This window comes from Bacillus sp. NEB1478, assembly GCF_031582965.1.
Taxonomy (GTDB): Bacteria; Bacillota; Bacilli; order Bacillales; family Fictibacillaceae; genus Fictibacillus.
The window spans coordinates 1,127,357-1,144,952 of the sequence record NZ_CP134049.1; the positions used below are offsets into that span (position 1 = coordinate 1,127,357).

Annotated in this window: 15 protein-coding genes; 11 read left to right on the forward strand and 4 right to left on the reverse strand. The window is 37.5% G+C overall.

Annotated elements, in window-relative coordinates; genetic code table 11:
- The first annotated feature begins 15 nt into the window (after nucleotides 1-15).
- The 5 genes from queF to murC all read left to right on the forward strand — a co-directional run bounded on the left by queF (nucleotide 16) and on the right by murC (nucleotide 7,201).
- Entirely contained in the window at nucleotides 16-441 is a 426-nt protein-coding gene (queF, locus tag RGB74_RS05415) for a preQ(1) synthase (protein ID WP_310761978.1), read from the forward strand.
- Between the two features lie 72 nt (nucleotides 442-513).
- Nucleotides 514-1,323 (forward strand): DUF1444 family protein, encoded by an 810-nt coding sequence (locus RGB74_RS05420; RefSeq protein ID WP_310761979.1) that lies wholly within the window; start codon nucleotides 514-516, stop codon nucleotides 1,321-1,323.
- A 163-nt stretch (nucleotides 1,324-1,486) separates the two neighbouring features.
- Nucleotides 1,487-4,138, forward strand: a complete 2,652-nt coding sequence (locus tag RGB74_RS05425; RefSeq protein ID WP_310761980.1) for a DNA translocase FtsK — start codon at nucleotides 1,487-1,489, stop codon at nucleotides 4,136-4,138.
- Nucleotides 4,139-4,566: 428 nt separating this feature from the next.
- A complete protein-coding gene (locus tag RGB74_RS05430; protein WP_310761981.1) occupies nucleotides 4,567-5,664 on the forward strand; it encodes a nicotinate phosphoribosyltransferase in 1,098 nt (365 codons plus the stop codon).
- A 229-nt stretch (nucleotides 5,665-5,893) separates the two neighbouring features.
- Nucleotides 5,894-7,201 (forward strand): UDP-N-acetylmuramate--L-alanine ligase, encoded by a 1,308-nt coding sequence (murC, locus tag RGB74_RS05435; protein WP_310761982.1) that lies wholly within the window; start codon nucleotides 5,894-5,896, stop codon nucleotides 7,199-7,201.
- A gap of 211 nt (nucleotides 7,202-7,412) precedes the next feature.
- Here the strand turns inward: murC and RGB74_RS05440 are convergent, their stop codons facing one another.
- Nucleotides 7,413-8,525 (reverse strand): aminopeptidase, encoded by a 1,113-nt coding sequence (locus RGB74_RS05440; protein ID WP_310761983.1) that lies wholly within the window; start codon nucleotides 8,523-8,525, stop codon nucleotides 7,413-7,415.
- A 180-nt stretch (nucleotides 8,526-8,705) separates the two neighbouring features.
- Here RGB74_RS05440 and RGB74_RS05445 point away from each other — a divergent pair, with 180 nt between their 5' ends.
- From RGB74_RS05445 to ytxJ, 3 genes are all read left to right on the forward strand, one after another.
- Nucleotides 8,706-9,161, forward strand: a complete 456-nt coding sequence (locus tag RGB74_RS05445; protein WP_310761984.1) for a DUF948 domain-containing protein — start codon at nucleotides 8,706-8,708, stop codon at nucleotides 9,159-9,161.
- Nucleotides 9,162-9,593 carry a YtxH domain-containing protein gene (locus RGB74_RS05450; RefSeq protein WP_310761985.1) on the forward strand — a complete coding sequence of 144 codons (432 nt, stop codon included), beginning with the start codon at nucleotides 9,162-9,164 and terminating at the stop codon, nucleotides 9,591-9,593. It abuts the gene before it with no gap.
- A gap of 74 nt (nucleotides 9,594-9,667) precedes the next feature.
- Nucleotides 9,668-10,006, forward strand: coding sequence for a bacillithiol system redox-active protein YtxJ (gene ytxJ, locus RGB74_RS05455; protein WP_310761986.1), 339 nt, complete (start codon nucleotides 9,668-9,670; stop codon nucleotides 10,004-10,006).
- A 17-nt stretch (nucleotides 10,007-10,023) separates the two neighbouring features.
- Here the strand turns inward: ytxJ and RGB74_RS05460 are convergent, their stop codons facing one another.
- Nucleotides 10,024-12,177, reverse strand: coding sequence for a cell division protein FtsA (locus RGB74_RS05460; protein WP_310761987.1), 2,154 nt, complete (start codon nucleotides 12,175-12,177; stop codon nucleotides 10,024-10,026).
- A 116-nt stretch (nucleotides 12,178-12,293) separates the two neighbouring features.
- On the opposite strand from RGB74_RS05460, the gene RGB74_RS05465 reads away from it, so the two are divergent.
- From RGB74_RS05465 to RGB74_RS05475, 3 genes are all read left to right on the forward strand, one after another.
- On the forward strand, nucleotides 12,294-13,382 hold the full coding sequence (locus RGB74_RS05465) for a bifunctional 3-deoxy-7-phosphoheptulonate synthase/chorismate mutase (protein WP_310761988.1): 1,089 nt from the start codon (nucleotides 12,294-12,296) through the stop codon (nucleotides 13,380-13,382).
- Nucleotides 13,383-13,863: 481 nt separating this feature from the next.
- Nucleotides 13,864-14,862: a catabolite control protein A gene (gene ccpA, locus RGB74_RS05470; protein WP_310761989.1), complete on the forward strand. Its 999-nt coding sequence runs from the start codon at nucleotides 13,864-13,866 to the stop codon at nucleotides 14,860-14,862.
- Between the two features lie 12 nt (nucleotides 14,863-14,874).
- Complete coding sequence (locus RGB74_RS05475) at nucleotides 14,875-15,585, forward strand: 5'-methylthioadenosine/adenosylhomocysteine nucleosidase (protein ID WP_310761990.1); 711 nt, start codon at nucleotides 14,875-14,877, stop codon at nucleotides 15,583-15,585.
- 198 nt (nucleotides 15,586-15,783) lie between these two features.
- On the opposite strand, the gene RGB74_RS05480 is transcribed toward RGB74_RS05475, so the two are convergent.
- Together RGB74_RS05480 and RGB74_RS05485 are read right to left on the reverse strand one after the other, a co-directional pair.
- Nucleotides 15,784-16,938: an acetoin utilization protein AcuC gene (locus RGB74_RS05480; RefSeq protein WP_310761991.1), complete on the reverse strand. Its 1,155-nt coding sequence runs from the start codon at nucleotides 16,936-16,938 to the stop codon at nucleotides 15,784-15,786.
- Nucleotides 16,928-17,578 (reverse strand): acetoin utilization AcuB family protein, encoded by a 651-nt coding sequence (locus RGB74_RS05485; protein ID WP_310761992.1) that lies wholly within the window; start codon nucleotides 17,576-17,578, stop codon nucleotides 16,928-16,930. The genes RGB74_RS05480 and RGB74_RS05485 overlap by 11 nt, the downstream gene beginning before the upstream one ends.
- Nucleotides 17,579-17,596: the final 18 nt, after the last annotated feature.

Consider the following 17,596-nt stretch of genomic DNA (forward strand, 5'->3'; position numbering starts at 1 on the left):
GGGAAGAATTTTCAAATGGCAAAAGTTGAAGTAAACCACAGTAAATATGAGGGCATTCGTTTTGATATTCAAGACGAAAATGTCATCTTAGCTGATATATTAGAAACAATTCCTTATGAGTACGTAGGGAAAGATACAATGGTTACCATTCCGACAACAGAATTTACATCTGTTTGTCCATGGTCTGGACTTCCGGATTTCGCTGATATAATCATCAGCTACATTCCGAACAAAGACCTAGTAGAGATGAAATCATTGAAATATTATTTAACGTCTTACAGAAATGTAGGAATCTATCAAGAGCATGCAACAAACCGTATCCTAGAGGATTTGGTAAAGCTTCTTAATCCGAAATACATTAAAGTAGTAGGTAACTGGAATGCTCGTGGAGGACTAGGAACTGAAGTAGTAGTAGAATATAAAGAAGATAGCAGCAACTAACAAGAAAAACCTCCATTAGGAGGTTTTTCACGTTAAGTCCATGAATATCGATTCATGAGAGGAGGACTATTTTTGAGCAGTACAATAAAACTAAAAAAAGCATTGGAAAACAGACTTTCAAATAGTGAACGTGAAATCACGTATCAAAGAGAGGAAGAAACATTAAGAGTAACGGATACTCTTTCAGGAAAAGGGGTCACTCTTTCATTAAACGGCCTCTCGGCAAGATGGGAAAAGGAAAAAGACCAGCTTCTCGATAATCTCGTTTATCATGTGGAGGAAGGATTAAAAGCTACAAGAAACGATTCCGGAGATGAGTCATTATCACGTATCTTCCCAGTAATTCGTTCAGCTTCCTTTCCAACAGAAACACCTGAGGGTGAACAATTGTTTATTCAGGATCATACAGCCGAAACGAGAATTTATTATGCTTTAGACCTAGGCAATACTTACAAACTTTTAACGAATAATAAATTAAAGGAGTTAAAAGTGGAGGAGTCTCAAGTTATAGACGCTGCAAAGTTCAATGTTAAGCGGCTTTCAACGACTTTTAAACAAGACCAGGTTGCGGGGAATACCTTTTTCTTTCTCAATCACAATGATGGATATGATGCGAGCAGGATTTTAAACTATAGTTTCCTCGAAGAAATGAAAAAGCAAATAACAGGTGAGATGGCTGTAGCTGTTCCTCATCAAGATGTATTAATCATTGGTGATATTCAAAATAAACAAGGATACGACATATTAGCCCAAATGGCGATGCAGTTTTTCATGAATGGCCGAGTACCGGTTACCGCCCTGCCTTTTATTTATGAAGATAAAGAACTGGAACCGATCTTCATTTTAGCAAAAAATAGACCTGTAGAAGATGAAACGGAATAATACAAGGCACAGGTAAACAATAAATAAAAGCCGCTAGAAAGCTCTAGTGGTTTTTATTTCTTCTTTTAATAGATTGTATGTGCTCTTGTGAAATATTTATACTATTGTTTCTCTTCTATTTTCGCTACAATAAAGAAACAACCAACAGAAATAGGTGAGAAGAATGAGTTGGATAAAAAAATTAATGAATACATTTTTTGATGACGATCATGACGATGATGATATTTATTATGAAGAAAAAGAAGATCAGCAACCAAAGAAACAACCTGTCGTTGAAAAAGAAACAAACACTCCTAAGGTGAAGCGTTCGGAACCCGTAAATAGAGGAGTACGTAAATTTTCACAAAACCCTAATCAGCAGTCTGCAAAGATGCTTCACAAATACCCTGAAAATGGAGCCTTTCGTTTTCCTGTTATACCGGACGAAAAACCTGTTAAAACAAATCAATACCGCAATACATACCAGCAAGATAAAACTTATGAAAAAGAACAGCTAAGAAAAGAAGAGCAGATAACGAAAAGCGAGAGTAGAAAATCGTCTTCACCACCGGTTAGCCCGAGAAACAAAGAGACGAAACGTCCAACTTTTAAACCATCTCATGTACCATCACCCGTTTATGGTTTTGATAAACAACAAAGATCCAAACCATCAGCGGAATCTAAAGAAGCTTCTCCAGAAGTGATATCCAGGTTTACTCCTACTGATGTTCCATCGCCTGTATATGGATTTGGGAAGAGGAAGCCTGAAGGTATACTATTTATTGGAAGAGATATACCATCTTCAACTCCTTCAATTGCAGAAGAATTATTAAAATCAGTAGATGAAGTTCTTCCTAATGTACCAGATGAAAGAGTAATCGTTAACGATCATCTTGAAACACAGTTGGATGAGAAAGAAACACGATTACCTGCAGAGCCTGAAACTGAACATCCAGAGTTACAGGAATTGCAAACGTATGAATCGATTGAGGAATTATCCTCAACAAAACAAGAATTAGAATTAGATCGTGCAGAAGAGCTGGAAATTGTATTAGAGCATAAGGAAAAGACGGCTATTCAAAACGATGAACCTCCTTTAGAAACAATTAAATATAATGAATTATCGTTCGAAGAGAATTCAGAAGAAATAATGGCAGAAGAAAAAATTACGAAATCATATATTTCTGATGAAGAACCTGAGCGTGAAGTGAAAAAGGAAGTCCAACCTGTACAAAAAAAAGAATCTGTTAAGCCAGGTGGAAATTATGTTCCATTCAATGTCTTAATGCTAAAAAAAGATAGAGAGACAGCGCCAACACAGCCAAAGCAGATAACTCACACTGAAAAGGCAAGGTCTATCGAAGTACAGCAGCCAGCTGTGAAGGCTGTACAAAATACTGAAATGTATAACAAAAATCTTTTTGTACCACTATCTTTCCTGAACAAAGCAACCGTTTCACTAGAAGATGATGATATCTGGCTAAATGAGCAAAGACAAACATTGCAGTCCACACTCGATAATTTTAATGTAAACGCTAAAGTGGTCCATACTACAAAAGGTCCCGCAGTAACAAGGTTTGAAGTACAGCCTGCTCCAGGTGTAAAGGTAAACAAGGTTACCAACTTAACAGATGATATTAAACTTAGCCTTGCCGCTAGAGATATACGTATTGAAGCGCCTATCCCAGGTAAAAATGCGATTGGGATTGAAGTGCCGAATCAGCACAGCCGCGCAGTTTATTTACGTGAAATTATTGAACACGATGTATTTAAAGATTCAGCATCATCATTAACTGTAGCGCTTGGATTAGACATATCAGGAGCGCCAGTTGTAACCGATCTGCAAAAAATGCCTCACGGTTTAATTGCGGGTGCAACAGGTTCTGGTAAGAGTGTTTGTATAAACTCGATTTTAGTGAGTTTGTTATATAAAGCAAAACCAGAGGATGTACGTCTTCTTTTAGTTGATCCTAAAATGGTGGAACTGGCTCCTTACAATCATATTCCGCATCTCGTTACACCAGTAATCACTGATGCCAAAGAAGCGACAGCTGCTTTAAAATGGGCAGTAGAAGAAATGGAAAGACGTTATGAAGAGTTCGCGAAAACAGGTGTCAGGGAGATTAAGCGATATAACCAAAAGATGGAACAAGAAAGACTATATCAGAACAAAATGCCTTATATCGTTGTTGTGATTGACGAGCTTGCAGATTTGATGATGGTATCACCTCAAGAAGTAGAAGAAGCCATCTGCCGAATAGCCCAGAAGGCGAGAGCATGCGGCATTCACTTATTGCTTGCGACACAGCGTCCATCTGTTGATGTTATCACGGGGTTAATCAAGGCAAATGTTCCAACCCGAACGGCATTCGCTGTATCATCGGCAATTGACTCCCGTACGATTTTGGATATGAGCGGTGCTGAACGACTTTTAGGACGCGGTGACATGCTATTCATGGAAAATGGATCAAATAAAGCTGTCCGTATTCAAGGTACCTTTGTATCAGATGAAGAAATTGAAGAAGTCACTCGCTATGTAAAAGAAGAATACAAAACCGATTACCTGTTTACGAGAGAAGAATTAATCCAGCATCAGCAAGCGACAGAAGTGGAAGATGAGCTTTTTGAAGAAGCTTGCTACTATGTTATAGAAGTGGGCGCAGCATCTTCCTCTAGTCTTCAGCGTAGATTTAGAGTTGGCTACAATAGGGCGGCACGTCTCGTTGATATGATGGAAGGTTTTGGGTTGGTTTCACCAGCAATGGGAAGTAAACCAAGACACGTACTTCTTACACAAGAAGAATTTGAAGATCGATTATATAGTCAAGTTGATTAAACGATAAGGGAAATGACCTAAAAAGTGTTGTTAAACACTATTTTTAGGTCTTTTTTTAGCAGTTATTAGAGGTTAGATGATGTTAAATTTTGGATAACTTTGTCGACTCGCGAGTATAAAAAAATTTTCGCGAGTTTCTGATGATTTTTCGAGAGAATATTGGAAAATCCGCGAAATTAATGGCATTATCCGTGAGATTATACTTTCTCAACTTTAAAATACCACCCCAAAAGAGACTTGGCGGATTCCAAGCAACCTATTCATGCTCCATTTGAAGTGATTCCTTCTAAATTTATGTGTGTATGCCAATTATACGTCCATGAATGAATGATTCTCTTGAGTTATTAGTACTTGTCAGCTATTATAATGTGGGGAATAGTTCCCTTTTAAGAAGTTAAGTGGTCAATTCGTTATTGAGGAGTATATACATGAAGGAAATAGAATTAAAGCTGCAAGGAAAAATCAAGCGGCTTACAAATAAAACGTTTAAATTTGATGAACGAATCCGTGAAGGCTGGTTTTCCGCGGTTTATTTTCTAAAGACATGTGAGATTGTAGAATCATATAAATCAGATAATCTTGTAACCATGCAATTTTTTCAAAAAAGTGAAGCTGTTCTTTGTGGAACAGATGAAGCGATCGCTCTTGTAAAAACATTTGCAAAAAATCCTGATTCATTGGAAATCTACTCATTAAAAGACGGTGACAAGATTTCACCATTTGAAACAGTTCTTACGATTACAGGACCATATCAAAACTTCGGGTTCCTCGAAGGAATGATTGATGGCATTCTAGCCAGAAGAACATCAGTCGCGACGAATGTCTATAATGTAGTAAAAGCTGCAAGTAAATCCGGTATTCAAAAACCTGTTATTTTTATGGGAGACAGAGATGACCATTTTGCCCAGCAAGCTGGGGATGGCTATGCATCATATATTGGGGGATCTACAGCACAAGCTACACATGCCATGAATGAATGGTGGGGTAAGGCAGGAATGGGAACAATGCCGCATGCACTTATTCAAATTTTTAATGGAGATATCGTAGAAGCTACAAAAGCATATCATGCAAAATTCCCAGAAGATGATCTTATTGCTCTTGTCGATTACAACAACGATGTCGTTACAGATGCGTTGAATGTTGCGAGAGAGTTTGGAGAAACGCTTAAAGGGGTAAGGGTGGATACATCCCGTACCATGGTTGATCAATACTTTTTTAGAAATCCCGATGTGTTAGGCTCATTTGATCCGAGAGGTGCCAATTCTGAATTAATATTCGCACTAAGAAAAGCGCTTGATGCTGAAGGATATTCTCATGTGAAGATTGTTGTAACGGGCGGTTTCAATAAAGAAAGAATTGAACAATTTGAGGAACATAAAGTTCCTGTCGATATATATGGTGTAGGCAGCAATCTACTAAAAATCAACATCGGTTTTACTGGGGATAATGTTTTAATGCATGGCAGCCATCAAGCGAAAGCAGGGAGGATTTATCGTCCTAATCCAAGACTCGAGCTTGTAGAATAGCACGAAAAAGGCAGATTCATTTTTTGGGGTGTTGTTGTACAAAATAGAAAAATAAGATTATCATCTACTTTTATCATTTACCTATCATGGTTATGAATCTTTATTTTTGCTATAATAATCAAGTATTTGAATCGAGCCTGCTTACCAAGCTTATAACCATTCACGTAATCAGGCATATATTATTACAAATAGGCCTTTTAGAAGGTTTTCTTTTTGTGGAGGTCTTAACATGACACAATACCATTTTATTGGAATTAAAGGGACAGGGATGAGCCCGCTGGCACAAATTCTTCATGACATGGGTCATGATGTTCAAGGATCAGATATTGGCCAGTACATTTTTACACAAGCCGCGTTAGAGGAAAGAAATATTCCTGTTTTTACATTTGATAAGAGTAATATTCAGGAAGGTCAAACTATTATTGCAGGTAATGCATTTGGTGATGATCATGAAGAAATACAAGCTGCGAAAGAAATGAATATTCCAGTTCACAGATACCATCATTATTTAGGAGAACTGCTTTCTAAATATACGTCAATTGCTGTAACTGGTTCACACGGGAAAACATCTACAACTGGACTTCTTGCACATGTTGTAGGTGCTGCAAAACCTACTTCATACCTTATTGGGGATGGAACAGGAAAAGGTACAAAAGATAATGAGTATTTTGTATTTGAAGCTTGTGAATATCGCAGACACTTTCTTTCTTACAAGCCAGACTATGCGATTATTACAAACATAGATTTTGATCATCCTGATTATTTTTCGGATTTAAAAGATGTAATCAGTGCTTTTCAGGAAATGGCTATGCAAGTGAAAAAAGCCATTATTGCATGTGGTGATGATAAGAACCTTCAAGAAATTCATGCTCAAGTTCCAGTTGTTTTCTACGGTTTGGGAGATGAAAATGATTTTCAGGCAAAGAACATTGTACGCGGTGAAGAAGGTACTTCATTTGATGTGTTTGTAAGAAACACGTTTTATGGATCTTTCCAAATCCCAGGATTCGGTACCCATAATGTCCTGAATGCCCTTGCGGTTATTGCAATCTGCCATTATGAGACATTGCCTATGGATATTATTGTAGAGCAGTTGAAGAGCTTTACAGGTGTTAAGCGGCGCTTTTCAGAAAAAACAGTGGGCAGCCAAATTTTGATCGATGATTATGCACATCATCCTACAGAAATTAAAGCAACGATTGAAGCTACAAAATATAAATACAAGAATCGTGAAGTTGTAGCAATATTTCAGCCTCATACATTTACGCGCACTAAAACATTCTTAGATGAATTTGCACAAAGTTTAAGTGAAGCGGATCATGTTTATCTTTGTGATATTTTCGGGTCTGCTCGTGAGCAAGCGGGGAACTTAACGATTGATCATCTTAAAGATAAGATTCCTAACGCACAATTAATTTCTGAGGATAAGATGAACGTTCTTAAAAAATATGACAATGGTGTACTTCTATTTATGGGTGCAGGGGATATCCAAAAGTTCCAAAGAGCCTATGAAGAAACACTTACTGCAAAGCCATAAGATAGGAATTAAGCTGATTCGTTTTTTGAATCGGCTTTTTTCTTCTTATCAAATAAAAAATAAGGGCTATCAAACAAAAGTCCTCACACCCCAAGAAAGCGAGCATCCTGAAACAGAAACCAACCACTTCCAAGAGGAACAAAGATTGCGAAAACAGTCAAATAAAAGAGAGGAGATCGAAAACTATCTTTTCGATCATCCTCTTTTTTTATTATTTCAAGTTTTCAGGATTTAATTGCTCTAATTCTGGTAAAACGAAAACCCCGTCTTTTCGAATCAATACATCATCAAAGTAAATTTCTCCGCCACCGTATTCAGGGCGTTGAATCATAACCATATCCCAGTGGATATTGGAATCATTTCCATTATATGCTTCATCATAAGCTTGCCCCGGAGTAAAGTGGAAGCTTCCGTCGATTTTCTCATCGAATAGAATGTCTTTCATCGGGTTTTTAATAAACGGATTTACACCAATCGCAAATTCACCTACGTAACGAGATCCTTCATCAGTGTCAAAAATTTTGTTAATGCGCTCTGAATCGTTTGCAGTCGCATTAACAATTTTTCCGTTTTCAAATGTCAATTGAACGTTTTCAAAAGTAAAACCATTATATGGAGATGGCGTATTGTAAGAAATTGTACCGTTTACTGAATCTTTTACAGGTGCAGTAAAGACTTCACCATCTGGAATGTTATTTTGTCCAGAACATTTAATAGATGGAATGTCTTTAATAGAGAAAGTTAGGTCAGTCCCAGGACCTGTAAGGCGAACTTTGTCTGTTTTATCCATCAAGTCTTTTAATGCGTTCATTGCGTTATCCATTTTTCCGTAGTCCAAATTACAAACTTCAAAATAGAAATCTTCAAATGCTTCTGTACTCATGCTTGCTGATTGTGCCATTGAAGCATTCGGGTAACGAAGAACACACCACTTTGTTTTCTTAATACGAATTTTTCTGTGCATAGCGAAAATCGTTTTTTCATAAAGTGCCATTTTTTCTGAAGGTACATCAGACATCTCGTTAATGTTATCACCTGAACGAAGACCGATATAAGCATCCATCTCGCTCATTAGATCTCCTTCATGTTTCGCCATAAGCTCCATTTGTTCAGTTGAAGCTTGAGAGTATTGTTCGCGCATAACGGCATGATCCTTTAAAAGAACAAATGGGTATCCACCTGCTGCATAAGTTTCTTGAATAAGTGCATTGACTAATTCCTTTTGCAGACCGAAATTCTCGATAAGGATTTTCTCACCTTTTTGCAAGTTTACAGAGTATGTAATTAGATTCTTTGCGAGTTGTTGAATTCGCGGATCTCTCATTTTAAAATGACCCCCTGGTTTATTTTATTGTTTCTACTTTATTTTAACGTAATTTAAAGAATTTGTAATCTTCTATAAAAGGATTTTATTAGATTGCAAAGAATAATTAAGTTAAATACGTTTCTTTTGATAAAAACTCGGGAAAAAGCAATAATATACTTTCAGGAGGTGTCTCGTAAAATGGATATTATTATCTCAATCAGTGTAGCTCTTATAGCAGTTGCATTTGTCGTATTGGTTTATTTTTTGTCAAGAGCTCTAAAGTCGTTGCAATTAACCCTCGATAACGTCGCGGTAACGCTGGATAGTCTAGAAAAACAATTAGATGGCGTAACGCGCGAGACAACCGATTTGTTACATAAAACAAACAAAATCGCCGAGGATGTACAAAAGAAAGCTGATTCGTTGAACACTGTTTTTTCTGCCGTACAAGATTTTGGGCAATCTGTTCAAAAGGTGAACCACTCTGTCCGCAAGGTAACTGATCAAATTACAATGGAAACTGAGCGACAGTCTAAACAAATATCACAAACGGTTCAATGGGGAAATGCAGCATTGAATTTATGGGAGAAATGGAAGCTCAAAAAATCCAATGTTGAAGCATCGACCAAACAATATTCAAGAGGAGGAGTGTAAATGAGCAACAACAATAACAACAATAACAACAATCAGAACATTGACAGCAAAGATTTTATGATTGGTGCATTAGTTGGAGGGATGTTAGGTGCTGCAGCTGCTTTACTTCTTGCACCTAAACCAGGCAAAGAATTACGCAGTGAGTTAAATGATCAGGCTGTGTACCTGAAGGACAAAAGTACTGAAATCTCGCAAATGGCTCGTGAAAAATCCTCAAATATTGTAAAAACTGTCTCTGAGCAGTCAAATCAAATGGCTACAAAGGTGAAAGATTTAACAACGAACCTGCGTAAGGACATTGATAAATGGCGAGCAAAAGAAGATGAGAATGCTTCTGAGCTTTACGGAGAAATTACAGATGATATTCAAGATGAAATGCAAAACGACTATGATGATGTAAAAGAACAGGAATTAGTCGAGCAAAAATATTGATAACTGAAGAAGAAATATGAAAAGATAAGAAAAAGAAATTTTTCTTGTCTTTTTATTTTTATGGAGGTATAAATATGTCACTTATTCAGCTTCACAACGAACAAGATTGGAATTTAGTAAAAGATCAGAAGGAACGTATCATTGTAATGAAAAACAGTACAACATGCCCAGTTAGCCATGAAGCTTTTAAAGAATATCAAAAATTTGCTGCGAATCACGAAAACGAAACGATTTATTACTTGAATGTTCAAGATTCTAGACCATTATCCAATGCGTTAGCAGAGCAAACAGGTGTCAAACATGAATCACCGCAAGTATTGATCTTGGAGGGTGATAAGGTTGTATGGAATGCTTCACATTGGAATATTACAAACAAAAAACTCGTTCAGGCACTTGAACAAACAAAAGCGTAGCAGTCAGCTACGCTTTTTTATACTGTTAATCCAAACCTTAATTCTAAATGATCACCTGTCGTAATTTCGGATTGAAAACCTGCTTTTTCATTATTTTTTAGGATGATAAGTGTTTCACCAGGTTGTGGATTTATGGATAGCTCCACCTTTGTGAAGATATCTTGAAAGATAAAAGGTTTTTGTTTTCTTTTTTCAATGAAAAGCTCATCATCGGGATAAAGAACGGAGTCTTTCTCCAATGTAACCCCTTGCCGGATAACATTAAATAGAGGCTTTACGAGTGTGAGTTTTTCGTCATTAAAAATAACAGAACATGAGTGATGGAGATTCAAATCTAATTGGCTTAATAAATTTTCAAGTGTAACATGTTGTTCATGCTGCTCATTAATAGTAAGCTGATCATGATCGTCCCATGTGCTATTTATGTTGATAGCTAACCCATTAAGATAAAGCGAATTGCTATTATGTTGTGATATAGACACTTTTTTTCTATCGACGAACACTGTAAATGAAGAAGAATCCTTGTTGAAAGGAATATGATCATTTTCCAATACTTCATAGATGGTTTCCGGTAAATAGGTCAAAATTTCATCTCTGTCATGAACAGGGGTGTCAGGGGTAACTAACTTTTGATTAATATAATAGTTTGTTTCAATAATGGATGGCTTACCGTTGATGTGCAGTGTTTTCATTTTATGATCATTTACTGCCTCTTTTACAGAAATACAGGCATCTGCACCATTTATACCGGGTTCATAAACAATGACATCACTTTGCTGAATACAATCTGAAATGGAACATTCTTCTCCATTTTTAATTATTTTTGGAGGAGTTCCTACTTCGCCTTTTATTAGCTTTACCTCACCATTTATTCGAACCATCAATCCCATTCCCGGTCTGCCATAAAGTTTCCCCAGCTCAGCCCCCCCTGCAATCAGTGCATCCCCTATCGTGAGCTCTTTTACTTCAAATAGCCTAAGTGTTCTTTCGTTTACAGAAACAGTAACATATTTAACAGGATTTTCTCTTGCTGCGATTCCAATGCCAACAGGTGTAACGAGTTCTGGACCGGTGTGCTCGCGAGAAGGAATTAACGATGTAATTGCATGAATGCCGCGAATGGCAACCCGATCTGTGGAAAGGTTAAGCTTTTGCGCAATTTTTTCTTTTAAACCGGGTGTTAAACTACCGCCTCCAACCAGCATTACAGCTTGAGGTGATTTGGCATTGAGGTTCATTACCTCTGAAGTGATTTTTTCAGCAAGATCGTTAATAGACATGTCTATCGCTGAAATAATCTCGATTGCCGTTTTATTAGATTGCATTCCGAGTATATCTGTAAATTCCACAGCTTCATTTTCAATAAGGGATCTTTTTACTTTTTCTGCAACAGGAAAATCGAGAAGATATTCGGAACTAATTGCTTCCGTAATTTCATCCCCTGCAACTGGAACCATTCCATAAGCTACGACTGTACCTTCAGCTGTTAAAGCAATATCAGATGTACCCGCACCAATATCAACCAGAGCAACATTTAATTTCCGCATTGAGTGAGGAATTAGCACATTAATAGCCGCAATTGGTTCGAGTGTTAATGCTTCCATTTCTAAATCTGCTTCTTTTAAAGCTCTAATCAGAGATTCCACAACAACCCTAGGTAAAAAAGTAGCGATTACTTCAACAGATGCTGTATTTCCTTGCTGGCCAATAAAACTTCCGATCTCTTGATTATCTAAATAATAATGAAGAACAGAATAACCAACACAATCGTAGAGTTGATTATTTGTTTCGTCTAATAGACTAGCAAGCTGAAATTGTGCTTGCTGAACGGCAGAAAGCTCTAAGTGTGTTGTCTCTTCTGCACTTGTGATAGGTGTTTCAGAAATCTCTTTATCAGCGCGGGCTTTTACTGTTTTTAAGGCACGTCCAGCAGCTGCGACACAAACCTTTTTGAGAGGGCCTGTCAGATGTTCCAGTTGTTCCTTTATTTCTTTAATGACTTTTGCAACAGCAGGTATATGATGGATTTGTCCATCAAGCATGGAACGCTCTTCATGTTCCTTGACTTTCATATGTAAAATCTCATATTTACCGTCTGCATGCTGCTTTAATATCATACCGACTACAGAACGAGTGCCGATATCCAGAGCGAAGAGAATATTTTTGTCCACGAAGGCACCTCTTTTTGATACGATAGATGTATTATTACCTTTTAAAATGGGCGTGTGCCCAATTATTAGAAATGTATCATAGATTTTACATTTTATAAATACTGAGGTGTCGATATATGAATGATTCTGATTTGTATACATTACGAAATAAGCTGGACGAAATAAATAAGCAGCTTTTAAGATTGATCAGTGAACGCGGAGAGCTTGTTCAGGAAATCGGAAAAATAAAAACCGCTCAAGGCATGAAAAAGTATGATCCTGTCCGAGAAAGACATATGCTGGACTTAATCTCAGCGGAAAATGAAGGACCATTTGATACGAGTACGATGCAGCATTTGTTTAAAGAAATTTTTAAAGCTGGCTTAGAACTACAAGAAGATGAAGGTCGGAAAGTACTTCTCGTTTCCAGAAAGAAAAGACCAGAAGACACTGTGATATCTGTAAAAGGAACAGAAATCGGAAATGGCAATCCATTATTAATTGCTGGGCCATGTGCGGTTGAAAGTTACGAGCAGACAGCTGAAGTAGCTGATGCTGTAACGAAAAGGGGTCTTAAGATATTAAGAGGGGGAGCATTCAAACCTCGTACTTCTCCATACGATTTTCAAGGCTTAGGAATTGAAGGACTTCGCATATTGAAGCAGGTCTCTGAAGAATATGGATGCGCAGTGATTAGCGAAATCGTACATCCTGATGATTTGGAGCCCGCAGCAGATTATTTAGATATCATTCAAATCGGTGCCCGAAATATGCAAAACTATGAGTTGTTAAAAGCAGCAGGTAAAGTCAAAAAGCCAATTTTATTAAAAAGAGGTCTCTCTGCAACAATCGAAGAATTTATTCATTCAGCCGAATATATTATGTCACAGGGGAATGGACAGATTATTTTATGTGAAAGAGGAATTCGGACCTATGAAAGAGCAACTAGAAATACTCTCGATATAACCGCAGTACCAATTTTAAAGCAAGAGACTCATTTACCTGTATTTGTAGACGTTACACATTCTACAGGACGAAAAGATTTGCTTTTGCCAGCTGCAAAAGCCGCATTAGCCATTGGTGCTGACGGAGTAATGGCAGAAGTTCACCCTGATCCAGCAGTAGCCTTATCCGATTCAGCTCAGCAAATGAACATTGAAGAATTCGAAAACTTCACACGTGAACTTGTGGATTCAGGTTTTTTAAAATTAAAACAGATGGTATGAAGAAAGAAGCTGCCTTATTGGCGGTTTCTTTTTATTTTGAAGATTAGATTGGGATATTCTGTTTTACAGGAGTCCATTTATTGTAATGTCGTTTTGTCGAATTATGTAGAAAGACTTAATTATTTTTTATTAGACTTAATTAATGTTCTCACAGACTTAATCTTCCATTAAAGAGACTTAATTGAACACTATTTAGACTTAATTCGCCGATTATGCTCGTTAAGATTAACTCTTCAATTTGGTAAAACAAAAGAAATACCAATCTCAATTGAAATCGGTTTCTTTTAATACTCTGAAGATAGTATGATTATTCAGTATTTCGCTCAAAATAAGGGGAAATAAGAGTAGTTTCTTACATTATTGATTAAATAAATGAATAAATCGTGAAACATGTTTCTATTCGTTGCCTACTCTACTACTTTGTCGTATGATAATAGCATTACATAGCTGTCGGACATGCAGTAAAAAGGAGGACTTCATTTTGAATACAACAATATATGATGTGGCTAGGGAGGCAGGCGTTTCTATGGCAACGGTTTCACGCGTTGTGAACGGAAACCCTAACGTTAAGCCATCAACCAGAAAAAAAGTACTTGAAGCAATTGAAAGCCTAGGTTATCGACCAAATGCAGTTGCAAGGGGCTTAGCAAGTAAAAAGACGACAACAGTAGGTGTTATTATCCCTGATATCTCCAGCATCTTTTTTGCTGAACTGGCAAGAGGTATCGAGGATATTGCAACGATGTATAAATATAACATTATCCTGTGTAATTCTGATCAGAACAAAGATAAAGAAATCCACTTGCTTAATACTCTTTTAGGTAAACAAGTGGATGGAATTGTATTTATGGGCGGGAAGATTACGGAGGAACATGTTGAAGAATTCAAACGTGCTTCTGTGCCAATTGTAATGGCAGCAACAGTTGATATGAATGAGGAAGTGCCATCGGTAAACATAGATTATCAAAATGCTGTATATGAAGCTGTAAGCCATCTCCTTGAAAGTGGACATTCGTCTGTTGCTTACGTGACAGGCCCTCTTGAAGATCCAATCAATGGCTATTACAAATTTAATGGGTATCGAAAAGCGTTGGAAGAGCAAGGGCTTAAAGTAGATGACAGTCAGGTTTTTGTTGGGGACTACACATATGATACTGGAATTGAAGCGGTGGAAACATTTTTGAACAGCGGTAAACAACCAACTGCTATTTTTGTAGGAACAGATGAAATGGCGCTTGGTGTCATTCATGGTGCACAGGATCGTGGATTGAAAGTTCCTGATGATATTGAAGTAATTGGTTTTGACAACACACGACTTGCTACAATGGTTCGTCCGACACTTTCGACTGTTGTTCAACCAATGTATGATATCGGGGCAGTAGCAATGAGATTATTAACCAAATTAATGAACAAAGAAACGGTAGAAGAACACACTGTAGTGTTGCCCCACCGTATTCAATTTAGAGATTCAACGAAATAAAGACGGGCTGGGGTGGGAGAATTGAAAATCGGTATTATCGGAGCGATGGATGAAGAAATCGTATATATGAAGAAATCGCTTGATATTTATGGTGAAAGTGTTTATGCGCGTAACACGTTTTATGAAGGAACACATCATAATAAAGAAGTTGTCCTTTGTAAATCAGGTGTAGGTAAAGTGAATGCAGCAATTACAACACAAATTCTTATTGAAAGATTTAAAGTGACACATATTCTTTTTACAGGTGTTGCTGGAGCACTTGATCCTTCATTAGAAGTAGGAGATATTGTAATATCTTCAAGTGCGATGCAGCATGATATCGATGCATCTGCATTAAGTCCAGATTTCCCAAAAGGAACGATTCCAATGTTTGCTTTTGATTCAGAGTTTCAGGCAGATGGAGAGCTCATTAGATTGGCTGAGGCTGCTGCTGAAAAGCTTTCAGGACCTCATGTTAAAGTGGGCAAAGTGTTGAGCGGAGATCAGTTTATTGCTGATCGTGACCTTGTAGAGAGCTACAGTGAGTTATTTAAAGGAACGTGTATTGAAATGGAAGGTTCAGCAGTAGCACAGGCTGCATTTTTAAATGAAATTCCATTTGTCATCATCCGTTCGATTTCAGATAAGGCGAATGGAGAAGCTCCGGCAAGCTTTGCTGAGTTTACCGCACTTGCTGCAAAACGTTCTTCTGATATGGTGGAATCCATAATCGAAGCCATATAAAAAGCTATTTATATGCTGGTTCAAAATGGTTTATTGATCTGATTGAGCCAGCTTTATTTTATACGATATTTGTTAAATCAGGATAAATACTAACTAACGTGGAATTATCAGAGATTACCGTGGAATTAACTAAAACGTCTCTAAAAATGTTATGTAAATACATGAAAAAGAGGACTCCGTATAGGGTCCTCTTTCATTTTAAGAGCTTGTTCGAATTGAATACATACTCTTTTCAAGCGTCGCTCTGTTCTTAGATGTGATTTCGTCTTTTCTCGGGATGGGTTTATAGATGCCTGATTCATCTTCCCACGTTCTTGGCAATGGATGTTTTGCTTCTTTCTCCCAGCGTAAAATCCATTCCTCTGCGATTTTTCCGGACGGCTCGACATTGTTCATCGCACACCATAAATGAGACCAGGCTCTCGGCACAACACGCCAAATATCATAACCGCCACCACCAGTCGCGATCCAACGTCCACCGCAATACTTTTCAGCGACTTCTTTTGCTATCTTTGGTATCTCAGCATATGTCTTCATTGTAACCGATAAATGTGTCAATGGATCGTAATAATGTGCATCTGCACCATTTTGTGTGATGATCACATCCGGTTTAAAAAAATCAGCTACTTCCCATATGCTTTTTTTATAGCATTCTAAAAAAGATTCATCCTCTGTAAAGGCATCGACGGGAACATTAAAGGAATAGCCATATCCTTTTCCGGCACCTTTTTCATGGATGGATCCTGTACCAGGAAATAAATATCTCCCTGTTTCGTGTATCGATAGCGTGCATACATCTGGATCATCATAAAAAGCCCATTGTACTCCATCACCGTGATGAGCATCCGTATCAATATAAAGGACACGAGCGTTATATTTTTGCTTCATGTATTCAATGGCAATTGAACTGTCATTATAGATGCAGAAGCCCGAAGCTTTCCCTCTAAATCCATGGTGAAGCCCGCCGCTTAAACTCAAGGCATGCTTAACTTTTCCTTCCATTACCCATTCAGCAGCAGTTAATGTTGCACCGACAATCCAGCTGCTGGCCTCATGCATGTTTGGGAAAATAGGCGTATCTTCAGTTCCGAGCCCATGATTTAAAGCAGTTTCCTTACTTAATTGACCACTTCCTGCATTTTTAACAGCATTTACATAGCCTTTGTCATGAATAAGCATGATTTCTTCATCAGTAGCTTGCCGAGGTGGAATGATATCGTTCGCACTTAAGTACCCGGAATCTTTTAAAAGCTCATAAGATAGCTGTACTCTTAACTGATTAAAAGGATGAGTATCATTAAATTTATAGCCTAATAAATCTGGTGAATAGACGAAAACACTATCATTTTTCATTACTTTCACCTGGATGTGGCGGCCACTTAACTTCATAGCCGTTATTTACTAAGTGTTCGATTACAGGTAGCGGGTTCATAGTTCCAACTCGGAATACGACGATCTTTTCTTTATCATCTTGAGAAGGATATACAAGTACGCTGCTAATATTTAAATGGAAATCCTTCAAAACACTTGCTACTTTAGCAAGCTGACCTGCCTCATTTTTAACAGCCACTTCTAAATGAGAACCCGGCTGGTGGGTACCTGTAAGCTGTATAAACGCATATAGCATTTCTCTCTCTGTAACTAGTCCAACAAGTTTATGTCCCTCTAAAACAGGAATACAGCCGATGTGCTGCTCGTAAAAAATAGTAGAAAGTTCTTCTGCGATATCAAAAGGATGTGCTGTGAAAACAGCTTTTTTCATAATGGTTGAAACGGGTTTTTCAAAATCTTCCGGATGTTCATTTTGATGAAAAATGGAAGGACTGGCATCTTTCATTTCCCGATCAGAAACAAGTCCTGCTAAATTTCCTTCTTTATCTATTATCGGAAGGTATCGAATATCTTCTTCAATCATTAGTTGAAGTGCTGTTCCGATTGTTGCATCTGCAACCACTGATTTTACGTTCTTTAACATCATATCTTGAACGATCACAACGAACCACTCCTATTT